Here is a 15,093-nt window from a genome sequence, read left to right on the forward strand (position 1 = left end):
AAGGGAAGACAAGCATGAGCCAATCGTTAAGTGAAGAAATTAAACAGGAAGTAGATAAGCGCCGTACATTCGCGATTATCTCTCACCCGGATGCAGGAAAAACGACCCTCACTGAGAAGCTCCTCCTATTCGGAGGAGCCATTCGGCTTGCAGGGTCAGTTAAGGCGCGCAAAGCGAGCCGTCATGCAACATCCGACTGGATGGAAATTGAGAAACAACGTGGTATCTCGGTAACGTCCAGCGTAATGCAGTTCGATTATCTAGGACATCGCGTTAACATTCTTGATACGCCTGGTCACCAAGATTTCAGTGAGGACACGTATCGTACGCTTACCGCAGCCGACAGCGCCGTCATGCTTATTGACGTTGCCAAAGGTGTCGAGGCACAAACGATCAAGCTGTTCCAGGTTTGCCGTAAACGCGGCATTCCGATTTTTACTTTTATTAACAAGCTGGACCGTGAAGGGCAAAGTCCATTTGAATTAATGGAGGAGCTTGAGCGTGTCTTAGGCATTCGCGCTGTTCCAATGAACTGGCCAATCGGCATGGGACGCGAGCTTTGCGGTGTTTATGACCGAATGAAAACACAGGTCGAGCTTTTCCAAGGAAATGACCACTCGACAATCGAGGTTCGTCCCGTTAGCGACTATAATGATCCTGTCATACGTGAGATGGCTGGCGATTATTTAACAGATCAGCTTATTGGTGATCTTGAGCTGCTGGATGTCGCTGGTGATCAATTTGATTTCGAGAAAGTGCAAGCGGGTGAACTGACGCCTCTTTTCTTCGGAAGCGCGGTTAATAACTTTGGCGTGCAAACTTTTCTAGAAAACTTCCTTCAGCTGGCTCCTAAGCCGACGTCGCGCAACAGCACGACAGGTCAGGTTGATCCGACGAATGAGAAATTTACGGGATATGTTTTCAAAATTCAAGCGAATATGAACCCAGCCCATCGTGACCGAATTGCTTTCCTTCGGATTTGCTCCGGCAAATTCGAGCGCGGAATGAGCGTTCGTCATGTGCGTAATGGCAAGGACATTAAGCTTGCTCAGCCTCAGCAGTTTCTAGCGCAAGACCGAGATATCGTGGATACAGCGTATCCGGGCGATATTATTGGTTTGTTTGATCCAGGCATTTTCCGAATCGGCGATTCATTATCACAAGGCGGCGAAGTTGTGTTCGATGAGCTTCCAACGTTCTCGCCTGAAATTTTTGCTAAAGTAACCGTTAAAAATGCGTTGAAGCACAAGCAGTACCAAAAGGGCATTGATCAGCTCACGGAGGAAGGCACGATTCAAGTGTTCCACTCCACAGGCAACTTCGATGAGACAATTCTCGGCGTTGTTGGTCATTTGCAATTTGAGGTATTTGAGCATCGAATGAAAGCGGAGTACGGCGTAGATATTCAATTGCACCGGATGCAGTTCCAATTTGCCCGCTGGATCGTTGATGATAATATTGACCCTAGCAAATTCCGAATCAATACGACGCTCGTAAAGGACAAGAAGGGCAACTATGTCGTCTTGTTCGAGAACGAATATGCGATGCGTACGGCAGTAGACAAGAATCCAACGTCTAAGTTTCTGGAAACTGCGCCTTAAGGGTAGGGATATAGGCACGTTTAAAGCATCCTCGGCCAATCGCGCAGCAGCGATAGCGGCTGGGGATGCTTTTTATATCCATCTCCTTGAATTTCAGTGCTAAAACGAATCTTTACCCGTATAATAAATGGATAAAAAACGATAGGTGGCTAGTCATTCATGAAAACAATCATGTTCACCGGGGGAGGCTCAGCCGGACACGTTACCGTTAATATGGCCTTGATCCCGCATTTTTTGGAAGAGGGCTGGTCAGTCCAATATATCGGATCGGAGAGCGGTATTGAAAGGCAGCTTATCGCAACGATTCCAGAGGTTAAGTATTTTCCGATATCGACGGGAAAGCTGAGAAGGTACATGGATATTCAGAACATTAAGGACCCGTTCAAGGTAGTAAAAGGCCTTTATCAAGCTTATCGCCTTATTAAGCAAAATAAACCGAACGTCATTTTCTCCAAAGGCGGATTTGTATCCGTACCTGTCGTTATTGGCGCATGGCTAAACAAGGTGCCGCTGCTTATTCATGAATCCGATCTGACGCCAGGTCTTGCCAATCGGCTATCGATTCCTTTTGCTACAGGAGTATGTACGACTTTTCCTGAGACGGGCAGCATGCTGAAGGCTGATAAAAGCAGGCATGTAGGGGCAGTTATACGTGAGGAAGTGAAGCAGGGCAACGCGGAAAGAGGCAGAACCTTTTGCGGATTTACTAAAAACAAACCGGTCATCTTAATTATGGGTGGAAGCTTGGGTGCACGCAAAATTAATCAGGCGGTCAGACAGTCATTAATAAGCCTTACCAAAAGCTATCAAATCGTTCATCTCTGCGGTAAAAATCAAGTTGACCCGTCGCTTGCTATGCCTGGCTATAAGCAATTCGAATTTGTGAATGAGCAATTGCCGGATGTTTTGGCGATGACGGACCTTGTGATTTCACGAGCAGGCTCTAATTCCATTTTTGAATTTTTGTCCTTAAAGAAGCCGATGCTGCTTATTCCTCTAACACGGGAACAGAGCCGAGGCGATCAAATTTTGAATGCCCAGTCATTTGAGAAGTCGGGTTATGCCGACGTTTTGTATGAAGAGAAGCTGACGGCAAGCACGCTTGCTGAGAGCGTCGAGCGTTTGTACCAAAACCGTGAATCCTATATCGATAGGATGAACATGAGCGAGGAAGCAAATGCGCTGTCCGCTGTTTTTGAATGGATTAATGAAATAGCGAAGAAGTAGGTAACTATAAGAGACAACGAGAAAAAACGATCTGGGACGCCGATGCAAGCGTTCTGGATCGTTTTTTTGTAATGAGGGCAACAATAGAAAAATATGCAAAAAGTTTATTGACGCTAAAACGTTTTCATGCAATAATGTACGCGTGTACATTGAAATGAAACGACAACTTAGCATATTAGCTTTTCAGGAGGAAAATGATTATTAGCAGGAAAGAAGTTGCGAAACTAGCTGGAGTTTCAGAGGCGACTGTTTCGAGAGTGATGAACAGCGTCGGCCCTATCAAAGAGGAAACGCGTGAACGGGTATTACAAGCCGCGGCTGAGCTTGGATACGTACCAAATGCGCTTGCTCAGCAATTTGCTCGAAGGAAGAGCGGGAATATTGGCGTCATATTGCCATTCGTGCCCAAAGTTCATTTATTTTCCACTTACTATTTTTCGGAAATATTAAGTGGAATCGGTGAAACAGCGAAGCGCTGCGGCTATGACCTGCTTCTTATTTTTAGAGAGCCGGATGGGGCGAGAGATTACGCTAAGCTATTTCGCACGCATAAGATTGATGCTTGCATCGTTTTAGGCTCACAAAATGTGCCTGAGGAAAGAGCCGCCCTTGCTGAGCTGAAGGCTGAAAACTTTCCTTTCTGCCTTGTAAATCAGCGGTTTGATGCGGAGCATTATCGTACAGTCGATGCTGATCATGTATCAGGCAGCAAGGCAGCCGTCTCGCATTTGTTGAGTCAGGGCAGCCGCAGCATTGCTTTTGTTAACGGCCCGCTGCAGTATTCCAATAGTGCCGATAGGCAGGAAGGCTACAAAGCGGCTCTAATGGAAGCGGGACTTGCTTATGAGCCTAGTCTAATCTATCACGGTAATTACAGCCGAAAGAGCGGGGCGGAGCTCGGGGAGCAATTAGCGGAACAAATTAAAGAAGGCAATATCGATGCGGTATTTGCGGCTAATGATCGAATGGCAATCGGCCTGATGCAGCGCTTGCGGGAACTGGGAGTTGAAGCTGGCGAGCATTATGCGCTAGTTGGATATGATGACTCAGACGGCTCGCGCATCATTAGTCCAAGGCTTTCTACCGTTGCTGTTCCTTTCTATGAGATGGGTAAGCTTGCAGCTGCTAGATTGCTGGACCCGGATCAGAAAACGAAAACGACAGATTCACAAACAGATGTTTTACCGGTCAGCCTGATCACAAGAGAAACGTCAAGACTCAAACGTTAAAATCCTGAATACTAGTTTTTCTGCTCCATTCTATTTCAATTGCGGGACGCGATCTTATCGCTAGTGGCAGCATAAGGCGTTTACGCTTAAGAGAGGCGGATTATTATGGATAAAGTAAGAGTTGGCATGGTTGGTTATAAGTTTATGGGGAAGGCACATAGCAACGCGTACCGCGCGCTTCCGATGTTTTTCCCGAATGCGATTAAGCCGGAGATGACGGCCATTTGCGGTCGCGATCCAGAAGGCGTTGAACAAGCACGGTCACAATTCGGCTGGGAAAGTGCTGAAACGGATTGGAATGCGCTCGTTAACCGCGAGGATATCGACTTAATCGATATTAATGCACCAAGTGATGCACATAAGGCTATCGCTCTAGCAGCAGCGGCAGCCGGCAAACATATCTTTTGTGAGAAGCCGCTGGCGCTTACGCTTGAAGACTCCCGCGAGATGCTTGATGCTGTTGAAAAAGCAGGCGTGAAGCATATGGTAGGTTTTAATTATCGATTTGCACCTGCTGTACAGCTTGCAAAAAAATTGGTGTCAGATGGGAGGCTCGGTGAAATCTATCATTTCCGTGCTGTGTTTTTGCAAGATTGGATTATCGATCCGAGCTTCCCGCTCGTATGGCGTCTTCAGAAGGAAATTGCAGGCTCCGGCTCCCATGGTGATTTAGGAGCACATTTGATAGATATGGCGCGTTTTCTCGTTGGAGAATTCAATGAGGTTATCGGCATGAGCGAGACTTTCGTTAAAGAGCGCCCGATTGCTTCAGCTATGACAGGCCTCAGTGCAAAGGGAAGCGAGGGTGGACCGCTCGGAGAAGTAACAGTGGATGATGCAACTATGTTTATGACACGCTTTGCTAACGGCGCGCTGGGCAGCTTTGAGGCGACTCGCTTCGCAGCCGGCCATCGCTGTACGAACGCTTTTGAAATTAACGGCAGTAAAGGAAGCATCAAGTTTGATTTTGAGCGGATGAATGAGCTTCAAGTTTATTTCACCGATGATGCCGAGGATGTTCAAGGCTTCCGCCGCGTACTCGCAACCGATCCATCGCATGCGTATATGGACGCTTGGTGGCCAGCTGGACATACCATTGGATACGAGCACACGTTTACACATGAAATGCATGAGCTGATGCAAGCTTTTGCTGAAGATCGTCAGCCCGTACCGAACTTTGTAGATGGCGTGAAATGCCAAGAGGTTCTGGAGGCGGTAGATCGTTCGATTGCAGAACGCCGCTGGGTAGCAATTAGCGAATTATCGTAAGCCATATAGGGTTATTAGTTAGGAGATTACTTAGCGCTTGGAGAGAGGCAGGAGAAGGTAATGAAAAAAGCACTAATCGTATGGGGCGGCTGGGATGGACATCAGCCAAAAGAGGTAGCAGAAATTTTTCGTGAGGTGCTTGCAGCTGAGGATTTCGAGGTAGAGGTGTCCGACACATTGGAAGCATTTGCGGATGCAGAAAAACTGTTGGGACTTGATCTTATCGTACCCGTCTGGACGATGGCACGGATCGAGCAGAAGCTTGTCGATAATGTATCTGCAGCTGTTCAAAGCGGCGTAGGTTTGGCAGGATGCCATGGCGGAATGTGCGATGCGTTCCGTGAAAATGTAGACTGGCAGTTTATGACCGGCGGACAATGGGTAGCTCACCCAGGCAATGACGGTGTTGAATATACGGTTAATATTAATAATTCATCCAGTCAGCTGACAGAAGGCATTGAAGATTTTGTTGTCAGCTCTGAGCAATATTATTTGCATGTGGATCCGGCAGTTGAAGTGCTGGCGACAACACGTTTTCCGCTGACACCGGGACCGCATTCACTCAACAAGGCAGTCGATATGCCGGTTGTGTGGACGAAGCGCTGGGGTGTTGGACGCGTATACTACAACTCGCTTGGTCATCAAGCTAATATTATAGAGATTGAAACGGTAAAAGAACTTATGAGACGCGGCTTCTTGTGGTGTGCGGAAGGTAAAGCAAATGCGCTGGCAGCAGGCAAAACAGCTTCTGCTTATAGCGGTATGGCAGATAATCAGTTGTAATTCGCAATCATAATAATCTTAGGATATGAGAAGAGGGACTAGAGATTATGGAAAAGATTAAAGCAGGCATTATAGGAACAGGCAATATTAGCGGCATCTATTTTGAAAACGGCAACCGTTTTGATGCCTTGCAGGTTGTAGCTTGCGCAGATTTAGATGTGGAGAGAGCCAAAGCAAAAGGCGAGCAGTTTGGCGTTCGCGGTTGTTCGGTTGAGGAGCTGCTTGCTGATCCGGAAGTTCAAATGATAATCAATTTGACAATCCCGCAAGCGCATGCATCGATTTGCTTACAAGCTCTTGAAGCAGGCAAACATGTTTATGTAGAGAAGCCGTTTGCAGTTACTCGTGAAGAGGCGCAGCAGGTACTTGAGCTTGCTGAGAAAAAAGGCCTTTATGTAGGAAGCGCGCCGGATACATTCCTTGGCGGCGGCATCCAAACGAGCATCAAGCTGCTTGAGGACGGCTGGATTGGTACGCCAATTGGCGCGACGGCATTCATGGTGTGCGGCGGGCATGAATCATGGCATCCGGCTCCTGAATTTTATTACCAAAAGGGCGGCGGCCCGATGTTTGATATGGGGCCATACTATTTAACCGCGCTTGTAGCGCTGCTTGGACCGATCACTCGTGTAACGGGTTCGGCACGTATCTCTTTCCCAGAGAGAACGATTACAAGCAAACCGAAATACGGCCAGCAGGTAGAGGTTGAAGTACCAACTCATATCGCTGGAGTGATGGACTTTGCATCGGGTCCAATCGGAACATTGCTCACAAGCTTTGATGTGAAAGGCGGCTCAACGCTTCCTCGAATCGAAATATACGGCAGCGCGGGCACACTTCTTGTCCCAGATCCTAACGGGTTTGGCGGACAAATTAAAATTTGGCGTGCGGGCTCAAATGAATGGTCAGATATTCCGCTCGCTTACGGATACACAGAGAACGCTCGTGGTGTCGGTGCAGCAGACATGGCCAAAGCGATTCAAACCGGCCGCAAGCATCGCGCTAATGGCGAGCTTGCTTATCATGTACTCGAAGCTATGCATGGCTTCCATGACGCGTCGGAACAAGGCGTGCATTATGTTATGAAGAGCACTTGTGAGCGCCCAGCGCCATTGCCGCTTGGTTTGCAGCCATTCTGCTTGGATTAATAAAGGCTGAAGAGCATTAACAGCTAGAATGTAAAGTCATTAATAAATAACTTAAAAAAAGAGCTGTCCCAAAAGTAGATGTATCTACGATTGGAACAGCTCTTGCTTTGTTTTTTGTTGGAACTTAGGCCGGACGATGTCCTCACTTTAACAATCTTATAGCTAACGAACCCAGCAGGTCTTATTCAAACTATTCGTAATGGATTTAATAATAAGAATGATACGGTTCGTTAGAGAAATGATTAAGGTATTATGCAATGCCGGCGAGACCAATAATTGAATCCGCCGGGAATAGCCTTTGGTGCGCTATTTTTTCATGCTCTCCAACATTTTGTCCAAAGTTAGCTATTGATCCATCGGTCTGAATACTTTGGAGACAGCTTCTTTCGAATGTTGGCTATTATTTTATCCAAGCTGCAACCTTGTCAGGATTTTGCTCAACCCAAGCTTTAGCAGCTGCTTCTGGCGTCTCGCCTTCTTGGATTTTGATCATAACGGAAGCCATATCATCTGGCGTCCAATTAAACTGATCGAGGAATGCATAAGCTTCAGGCAGATCATCCTTTAGTCCTTGACGGGCGATTGTATGAATTTGTTCATCTCCGCCATATACATTTTTAGGATCTGCCAAATATTTCAGCTCCATCTTGGCGAACATCCAGTGCGGTGTCCAGCCTGTCACAACAATCGGCTCTTTGTTAGCATAAGCCTTCTCAAGCTGCTGAGTCATCGCTGCGGAGGAACTCTCAAGCAGCTTCCATTTATCTCGCAGATTATATTGATCTAATACTTTTTCTGTCGACATCATAAGTCCAGCACCCGGCTCAATACCGATAATCGTATGATCTACTTCAGCGCCAACGGCATCGTTAAGCTCGTCAATGCTGTTAACATCCATGTATTTAGGGACGACTAGACCAATTTTTGTTCCTTCAAGATTTGGTCCTAAATCATCAAATTTACCGTTATATTTTTCGATGTACGATGCATGTGTTGTAGGAAGCCATGCAGCTACCATCGCATCTGCACTGCCGTCAGAAATACCAGCCCACATAGGCCCCGCATCAACTTGCATCATATCAACTTTGTAATTAAGCTTCTGCTCAAGTACTTCCTTCACAACATACGTGCTCGCTATCTCAGAATCCCAAGCCACGTAAGCAAGCGTTACTTTTTTCTTAGCGCCTTCATTGTTCGAAGAGCATCCAGCGACTAAAGCCATGGTCATAACAGCAGCAACAATTACACTCATTTTATTAAATTTCAAAAAATCACTCCTTAAAGTTTGCGCAGCAAACTAACATCGAAAGCATACGCTTAAAGTTTGCGCAGCAAAATACTTCGTAAGCATACGCTTAAATTTTGCGCAGCAAACTAGCATTGAGCATGCGCTTAACGTTTATAAATTAGTTTAAGTGGTTTTGCTTTTACGAATAATTTGTTGGGTCAGTCGGTCTAAAATAATGGCTAATATAACAATAGCAAGACCAGCTTCAAACCCAACGCCGGTATTTCCTTGCGTCACTGCACGATATACATAAGCTCCTACGCCTTGTGCACCAATCATGGATGCAATGACAACCATCGATAGTGACAACATAATGGTCTGATTAATGCCGGCCATAATGGTTGGCATGGCAATAGGGAGCTGCAGCTTGAACAATTTTTGCGTTGGCGTAGAGCCGAAGGCATCTGCTGCTTCTACTAATTCGGCAGGGACTTGGCGAATGCCAAGATTCGTTAATCGTATCGTTGGCGGGATTGCAAAAATAATCGAAGAGATCACGCCAGGAACAACACCCAAGGAGAAGAACGTTACAGCTGGGAGCAAATAAACGAAGGCTGGCATCGTCTGCATAAGATCAAGCAATGGTGTAATGATTTTTTGGAAATTGGTGTAGCGAGCACACAAAATTCCAATAGGAACGCCAATCAGCACGGATATGAAGGCTGCAGTCAAAACGAGCGCTAGTGTCTGCATCGTTTGGCTCCATAAGCCGAGATTTTCTATGATTAACAATCCGATAAGTGTGAATATTCCCATTTTCCACTTGCCGATAAGCCAAGCCAAAATAGTGAATATCAAAATAAGCACTAGCGCTGGAAACCAATTGAGAGCGACATCCAAGCCATTTACAGTTTCGCCGACAACTGTGCGTATTAATTTAAAAAAAGGGTCGAAATGAGCTTCAACCCAAGCCTCCAGCCATTCGATCCAGTCAGCTAATGGGATTTTAGGTAGATTCAATACGTTCACCAGCCTCTAATACGGAATTTCCAGCTAATGCGKCTAGAACCGCGCCCTTGATGACGATGCCTTTAAGGCGCCCGTTTGCATCAATAATGGAAATGGGGAATTTTGAATTACTCATTAATTCAAACAACTCATTAAGCAGCGTATCCGGCTGTGCGAATGGTGCTTCTCGCTCCATTGCATCTTCAAGCTTTTGGCCGTTTTTAATTGCATTCGCCGCTTCTTCTGCCGTTATAACGCCAAGCAGGCGCATACCTTTGTCGACAACGTAAAGGCTCGATACTCCGCGGTCACGCATAAATTGCAAAGCAACACGCGGACCTTTCTCGATCGTTATCGTTTCAGGCTTAATCATGACATGTGATGCTGTAAATACTTTGGATAAATCAACATCCTCCACGAAACGCTCAACATATTTGTTCGCTGGCTGCATCAATATTTCTTCTGGTGATCCGATTTGGACGATGCTTCCGTCCTTCATCAAAGCGATTTGATCACCGATCCGCAGTGCTTCATTTAAGTCATGGGTAATGAAAACAATTGTTTTCTTCATTTTGGATTGAAGCTCAAGCAGCTCATCCTGCATATCCTTCCGAATTAAAGGATCGAGTGCGCCAAATGCTTCATCCATAAGCAGAACATCCGGGTCGTTGGCAAGTCCTCTTGCTAGTCCAACGCGCTGCTGCATACCGCCGCTTAATTGGTCAGGATAGCTGTCTGCCCATCCTTTTAATCCAACAAGCTCTAGCGAATGCATCGCCATTTCTCTGCGTTTTTTCTTATCGATGCCCTGTACCTCTAGTCCGTATTCAATGTTTTGAATAACGGTGCGATGCGGAAACAGTGCGAACTTCTGAAATACCATACCTACATTTTTTCTTCTAAATTGCCGCAGCTGCTCTGGTGACATCTTAAGCACATCTGTCCCGTTAAACAGGACTTGACCTAGAGTAGGTTCAATTAATCGATTGAGAAGACGTACAAGTGTCGACTTGCCGCTACCGGACAAGCCCATAATAACAAATATTTGTCCCTCTTCAATCGAGAAATTTGCTTGGTTCACCCCAACCGTAAGCTTTGTTTCTGCAAAAATTTTCTCTTTAGACCATCCTTTATCCAGCAGCGGGATCGCCTTTTTCGGATCTGTTCCGAAAATTTTGGTCAGCCTCTTGGCTTCTATAATCGCCATGTTGTGCCCCCTTTGGAATATTTCGACTCCCATAAGTTTAGTTGGTTATGTTTGTTATGGTCAAAAGGCGTGAGACTCTGTATACTACGTACAGTTATAACTTTACGAACTTTACATACTGTATACTCTGGATAACTCCCTTTTTCGTATCAAACGTGTTCTTTACATATGGATGGTCATTTGATTACAATAATTGATGTAAGAATGATAGGGGGAAAGACACTCCTCAGGAGGAACGACATGAATGAGCTTGCAGCATTAACAGATGAGCAGCTAACCAAGCTGCATAAAGCAAGGCGCCGCGTCATTGAATCAATAGGTGAAAACATGGATTTGTACGGCATTACGTTATCCATTGGTCATTTGTACGGCAATATGTACTTTAATCGTGAGCCAGTTACACTTGATGAGATGAGCCAGACGATGGGCATGAGCAAGACTTCAATGAGTACTGGCATGCGTACGCTGCATGATCTGAAGATGATAAATAAAGTATGGGGAAAAGGCTCAAGAAAAGACTTATATGAAGTAGAGCCGAACTGGCATCAAAACTTTACTGACTACTTCTCCATTAAATGGAGAAAAGCTGTCGAGCAAAATATGAGTGCCCTAAACCGATCAATGAAGGAAATTGATGCTCTAAAGCTTCAATACGAAAGCGAACAAGCTTTCCTTGATGTGCTTGATAATGATACACAAAAGATTGATGAGGCTTTAAAATATTACAAATGGCTGGATCGTTTAATCGATTCTTTTGAAAATGGAGATATTTACAAGCTGATACCTCTTGAAGAATAAAATGAGAAACGGAAGGCAACGCTTGTTGCCTTTATTATGCTTCAAAGCCGCGAGGAATTATTCTTGCGGTTTTTTTGCTTGTTTCGAGCATAATATAGAGGCTTTGGAACTGCATAAAAGAGGAATTAATGTATTTTTTACAAATATCAAGGATCTAACTCCTAGGTATGTTTTTATAAGCAAAATATGGTAAAATCATTACAATCATTTTAGAGCGGGGGAAGTGTATATCGATGGATAATCGCTTGAGAGCCAGCACTGCGCCTATGATCATTACAAACGGAAAGATCGTTTTGCCTGGCCAAATGGATGACGGGGCAATTGCTATTATCGATGGGCGAATAACTGCCGTGCTGCACGATGAACTGGCAATCAGCAATTGGATAAAGCTGCACCCAAAGTCTATAAACATAGATGCGAAGCAGCAGTACATACTTCCAGGCCTAATTGACATTCATTGCGATGCGATTGAGAAAGAAGTGCAGCCGCGTCCCAATACATTGTTTCCTTTGGATATGGCATTGCTGGAGTTTGAACGGAAGCTGCCGGTGCATGGCATAACTACGATGTATCATTCATTATCGCTTGGCGTAGGGCTTAGTTTGCGAGGAGATCATTTGCTAACGGGGATGATTGAGCAGATTAACAGCTACCGCAATAAACGATCGATGATTCGCAATCGAATACATTTGCGCTTTGAGGTATCACACCTGGCAGGCATGCCAATAGTTGAACGGTTTTTGAATGAGAAAGCGATTGATTATATATCCTTTATGGATCATTCGCCCGGGCAAGGCCAATATCGTGAGCCCGGCTCTTTTGAGCGTTATGTAATGAAGAATCAGGGTGTAGGCGTCGTAGAGGTACGTGCAATTGTTGATAATCTCATTCAGCAAAGGCAACTGGTAAACGGTGACCATTTGAAGAATCTGAGCAAACTAGCAGCTAAAGCTGGCATAGCCGTTGCCTCACATGACGATGATTCGGTGGAGAAGATAGATGAGTCGCTTGATTATGGGGTTTCTGTCTGTGAGTTTCCAATTAATATGGTTACGGCAAAATATGCTTCTAAGCGAGGGCTTCGTGTTTGCGTAGGTGCTCCTAATGTGGTTAGAGGCGCGTCTCATGACAACAATTTAAAGGCGGTCGACGCAATTGCTGCTGGCGCTGCCCATATTTTATGCTCAGACTATCATCCATCTTCTATGCTGGCAGCTGTGTTTAAGCTTGCAGATGAAGGGATTGCCGCTTTGCCAGCTGCGGTACGGATGGTCTCATTACATCCAGCGCAGGCATTGGGCGTGGATGGTGACATTGGTTCCATAGAGCTTGGCAAAGCAGCGGATTTAATTATTGTGGATCGTTATGATGGCCTGCCTTGGGTAACAGCTGCCATTATCGGAGGCCAAATTGTTTATTCTGCAGCTGTGCGTTACTGAGACGGATTAGCATGCTCAGAATGATGAAGATGCCTATATAAGGAATCAACCATTCGCTCTTGCTCTAGCTCAGTGGATTGCTGCCAGATCATCTCAAAAAGTACACCAAGCCCCGGCAAAGCACGCTCATCCGCGCCAATTGAGTCTTCAATTACTTCCGATAGATCTTTCGCAGAGTTATCCTGCACACGCATAACGATTGCTTGACGCAGATCAATTTCTTTCAAACTAAACAGCCTCCTGCCCATTGGGATTTACTTATTTACTATGTCCAGTGCATGCTTCTTTCATCCGAATGAGCAAGCTATGGTATACTGTCTAAATAACTGCAGCAATCATCCGCGTAAGGAGGATTATGTATCGATGGCAAAGAAGCAATACGCAGTAATTGGAATGGGGCGTTTTGGCTCCAGCATTGCAAAAGCTTTGACAGATATGGGCTTTGAGGTATTAGCTATTGACTCGAACGAACAGCGAGTACAAGAAGTCGTTAATTTTGTGACTCATGCAGTATCCGCTGATTCAACGGATGAGGAAGCGCTTCGAGCGCTCGGTATTCGGAATTTTGATGTTGTTGTCGTTGCGATAGGACAGGACATTCAGTCAAGCATTTTGACGACGCTCATTTTGAAGGATTTAGGCGTAAAAACGTTAATCGTCAAAGCTCAAAACGAGCTTCATGGTAAAGTTGTAGGCAAAATTGGTGCCGATAAGGTGGTTTTTCCTGAACGGGATATGGGCCTGCGCGTTGCGCATCATCTTGTGTCGCCTAACATTCTCGATTATATCGAGATATCAGACGATTATAGCATCATTGAAATTAAAGCTCCCGAGCCAATGATTGGACAAAGCTTGAAGAAGCTCGATATTAGGGCGAAGTATAAATGTAATGTTATGGCTATCAAAACGGGCTCTACCATGAACATCGCTCCATATGCGGACGATTTAATTGGCAGGGATGATATTCTTGTTATTGTAGGTAAAAACTCAGATCTAACAAATTTAGAAATTGCATATTCGGAAGGTTAAATCAAACTATGAATGAAAATTTTGATTCTTTGCTATCATCTGTACAAAATGACAGAGTCAAGCAGTGGGCATCGCTGCTAGACAAAAAATACCGTRATCGCAGCGGCCAATTCCTAATTGAAGGCGTTCATCTCGTATTGGAAGCGCTGAGAGGTACATCAAAAGTAACGACGATTGTTTATGATGCAGAACGTGGTATTCCCGCAGAGCTTAAGCTGGAGCGAGAAACGAATGATACGGAGGCAACACTCGGTTTGGAGTGGGTTCAAGCTTCACGATCGGTCATGTCAAAATGCACAGGAACGGATACGCCTCCACCTGTATTTGCTATTTTGTCAAAGCTGTCCGTACATAAAGAGGCATTATATCGCAAAAACGGGCTTGTCGTTGTGCTYGACGGCGTACGAGATCCTGGAAATGCGGGAACGATCATCCGCAGCGCGGATGCGGTTGGCGCAGATGCTGTTATTTTGGGCAAAGGCTGCGTGGACCTCTACAATCCGAAAACCGTAAGATCTACGATGGGTTCTTTATTCCATCTGCCTATTATAGAAGCGGATTTAAAAGAACTGCTGCCCGAAGCGAAAACAAAAGGCATGAAGCTTATTGGGACAAGCCTGCAAGCAGAGCATACCTGCTATGGCTACGACTGGACACAGTCAACATGGCTGCTGATGGGCAGCGAATCAGAAGGACTGTCTCCTGAAGTTCGCGCGCTCGTGGACGAATCGGTCATTATTCCGATGGTTGGACAAGCAGAGTCGTTAAATGTAGCGATGGCAGCAACGGTTTTGCTTTACGAAAGCTTGCGTCAGCGAGCTTATAACAAATAAATACAAATAAATATCGAGATCAAAAAAAGGCTGTTACAAGGTTATTACCTTGTGACAGCCTCTCGTTTTTCACGCTAGCTTATTGGATAACCCCGCAAGCGATACGATTGCCAGAATTTCCGGATGGATCGGTAACATAATCATCTTCTTTTTCATGGATGATAATGGATGTGCCGCCGTCCTTTAATAAGGAATTTGGTTTGCCTTTCAAGAGCGTCACATCGCTGCTTACGATATCAGCCTTCACTTTGCCATCGGCGCCTACCGTAATATTGGGGAGGTCACCGTTATGGT

General features: G+C 45.4%; 15 protein-coding genes. 10 read left to right on the plus strand and 5 right to left on the minus strand.

The genetic code is table 11. From position 1 onward, the window contains the following. The first annotated feature begins 14 nt into the window (after positions 1 to 14). From AB4Z17_RS21245 to AB4Z17_RS21270, 6 genes are all read left to right on the plus strand, one after another. A complete protein-coding gene (locus tag AB4Z17_RS21245) occupies positions 15 to 1,601 on the plus strand; it encodes a peptide chain release factor 3 (RefSeq protein ID WP_076270992.1) in 1,587 nt (528 codons plus the stop codon). Between the two features lie 159 nt (positions 1,602 to 1,760). After that, on the plus strand, positions 1,761 to 2,828 hold the full coding sequence (locus AB4Z17_RS21250) for an undecaprenyldiphospho-muramoylpentapeptide beta-N-acetylglucosaminyltransferase (RefSeq protein ID WP_441961920.1): 1,068 nt from the start codon (positions 1,761 to 1,763) through the stop codon (positions 2,826 to 2,828). 194 nt (positions 2,829 to 3,022) lie between these two features. After that, positions 3,023 to 4,057, plus strand: a complete 1,035-nt coding sequence (locus tag AB4Z17_RS21255) for a LacI family DNA-binding transcriptional regulator (RefSeq protein WP_441908640.1) — start codon at positions 3,023 to 3,025, stop codon at positions 4,055 to 4,057. A 105-nt stretch (positions 4,058 to 4,162) separates the two neighbouring features. Continuing rightward, entirely contained in the window at positions 4,163 to 5,326 is a 1,164-nt protein-coding gene (locus tag AB4Z17_RS21260) for a Gfo/Idh/MocA family protein (protein ID WP_441908641.1), read from the plus strand. Between the two features lie 60 nt (positions 5,327 to 5,386). Further along, a complete protein-coding gene (locus tag AB4Z17_RS21265; protein WP_441908642.1) occupies positions 5,387 to 6,109 on the plus strand; it encodes a ThuA domain-containing protein in 723 nt (240 codons plus the stop codon). A gap of 47 nt (positions 6,110 to 6,156) precedes the next feature. Further along, on the plus strand, positions 6,157 to 7,257 hold the full coding sequence (locus AB4Z17_RS21270; protein ID WP_441908644.1) for a Gfo/Idh/MocA family protein: 1,101 nt from the start codon (positions 6,157 to 6,159) through the stop codon (positions 7,255 to 7,257). A gap of 400 nt (positions 7,258 to 7,657) precedes the next feature. Here AB4Z17_RS21270 and AB4Z17_RS21275 read toward each other — a convergent pair whose 3' ends face one another. The 3 genes from AB4Z17_RS21275 to AB4Z17_RS21285 form a co-directional block, all read right to left on the minus strand. Further along, a complete protein-coding gene (locus tag AB4Z17_RS21275) occupies positions 7,658 to 8,524 on the minus strand; it encodes a glycine betaine ABC transporter substrate-binding protein (protein ID WP_305953912.1) in 867 nt (288 codons plus the stop codon). Between the two features lie 144 nt (positions 8,525 to 8,668). Continuing rightward, positions 8,669 to 9,505, minus strand: a complete 837-nt coding sequence (locus AB4Z17_RS21280) for an ABC transporter permease (RefSeq protein ID WP_441961922.1) — start codon at positions 9,503 to 9,505, stop codon at positions 8,669 to 8,671. Continuing rightward, positions 9,492 to 10,700 carry a quaternary amine ABC transporter ATP-binding protein gene (locus AB4Z17_RS21285; RefSeq protein WP_441961924.1) on the minus strand — a complete coding sequence of 403 codons (1,209 nt, stop codon included), beginning with the start codon at positions 10,698 to 10,700 and terminating at the stop codon, positions 9,492 to 9,494. Before AB4Z17_RS21285 ends, AB4Z17_RS21280 begins: the two co-directional genes overlap by 14 nt. 240 nt (positions 10,701 to 10,940) lie before the next feature. Here AB4Z17_RS21285 and AB4Z17_RS21290 point away from each other — a divergent pair, with 240 nt between their 5' ends. Together AB4Z17_RS21290 and AB4Z17_RS21295 are read left to right on the plus strand one after the other, a co-directional pair. After that, the gene (locus AB4Z17_RS21290) at positions 10,941 to 11,498 is read left to right on the plus strand and encodes a GbsR/MarR family transcriptional regulator (RefSeq protein WP_339207472.1); all 558 of its coding nucleotides are present in this window, start codon (positions 10,941 to 10,943) and stop codon (positions 11,496 to 11,498) included. 233 nt (positions 11,499 to 11,731) lie between these two features. Further along, positions 11,732 to 12,937: an alpha-D-ribose 1-methylphosphonate 5-triphosphate diphosphatase gene (locus AB4Z17_RS21295; RefSeq protein ID WP_441961926.1), complete on the plus strand. Its 1,206-nt coding sequence runs from the start codon at positions 11,732 to 11,734 to the stop codon at positions 12,935 to 12,937. Here the strand turns inward: AB4Z17_RS21295 and sspI are convergent. After that, entirely contained in the window at positions 12,931 to 13,164 is a 234-nt protein-coding gene (sspI, locus tag AB4Z17_RS21300; RefSeq protein WP_144376885.1) for a small acid-soluble spore protein SspI, read from the minus strand. The two genes, AB4Z17_RS21295 and sspI, sit on opposite strands and share 7 nt — an antisense overlap. A gap of 79 nt (positions 13,165 to 13,243) precedes the next feature. On the opposite strand from sspI, the gene AB4Z17_RS21305 reads away from it, so the two are divergent. Further along, on the plus strand, positions 13,244 to 13,966 hold the full coding sequence (locus AB4Z17_RS21305; RefSeq protein WP_076271060.1) for a potassium channel family protein: 723 nt from the start codon (positions 13,244 to 13,246) through the stop codon (positions 13,964 to 13,966). 8 nt (positions 13,967 to 13,974) lie between these two features. After that, positions 13,975 to 14,799 carry a TrmH family RNA methyltransferase gene (locus AB4Z17_RS21310; RefSeq protein WP_441961928.1) on the plus strand — a complete coding sequence of 275 codons (825 nt, stop codon included), beginning with the start codon at positions 13,975 to 13,977 and terminating at the stop codon, positions 14,797 to 14,799. A 79-nt stretch (positions 14,800 to 14,878) separates the two neighbouring features. Here AB4Z17_RS21310 and AB4Z17_RS21315 read toward each other — a convergent pair. Further along, a partial coding sequence (locus AB4Z17_RS21315) for a superoxide dismutase family protein (RefSeq protein WP_441961929.1) occupies positions 14,879 to 15,093 on the minus strand: 215 nt, incomplete at its 5' end.

This window comes from Paenibacillus sp. TAF43_2, from assembly GCF_052113545.1.
GTDB lineage: Bacteria > Bacillota > Bacilli > Paenibacillales > Paenibacillaceae > Pristimantibacillus.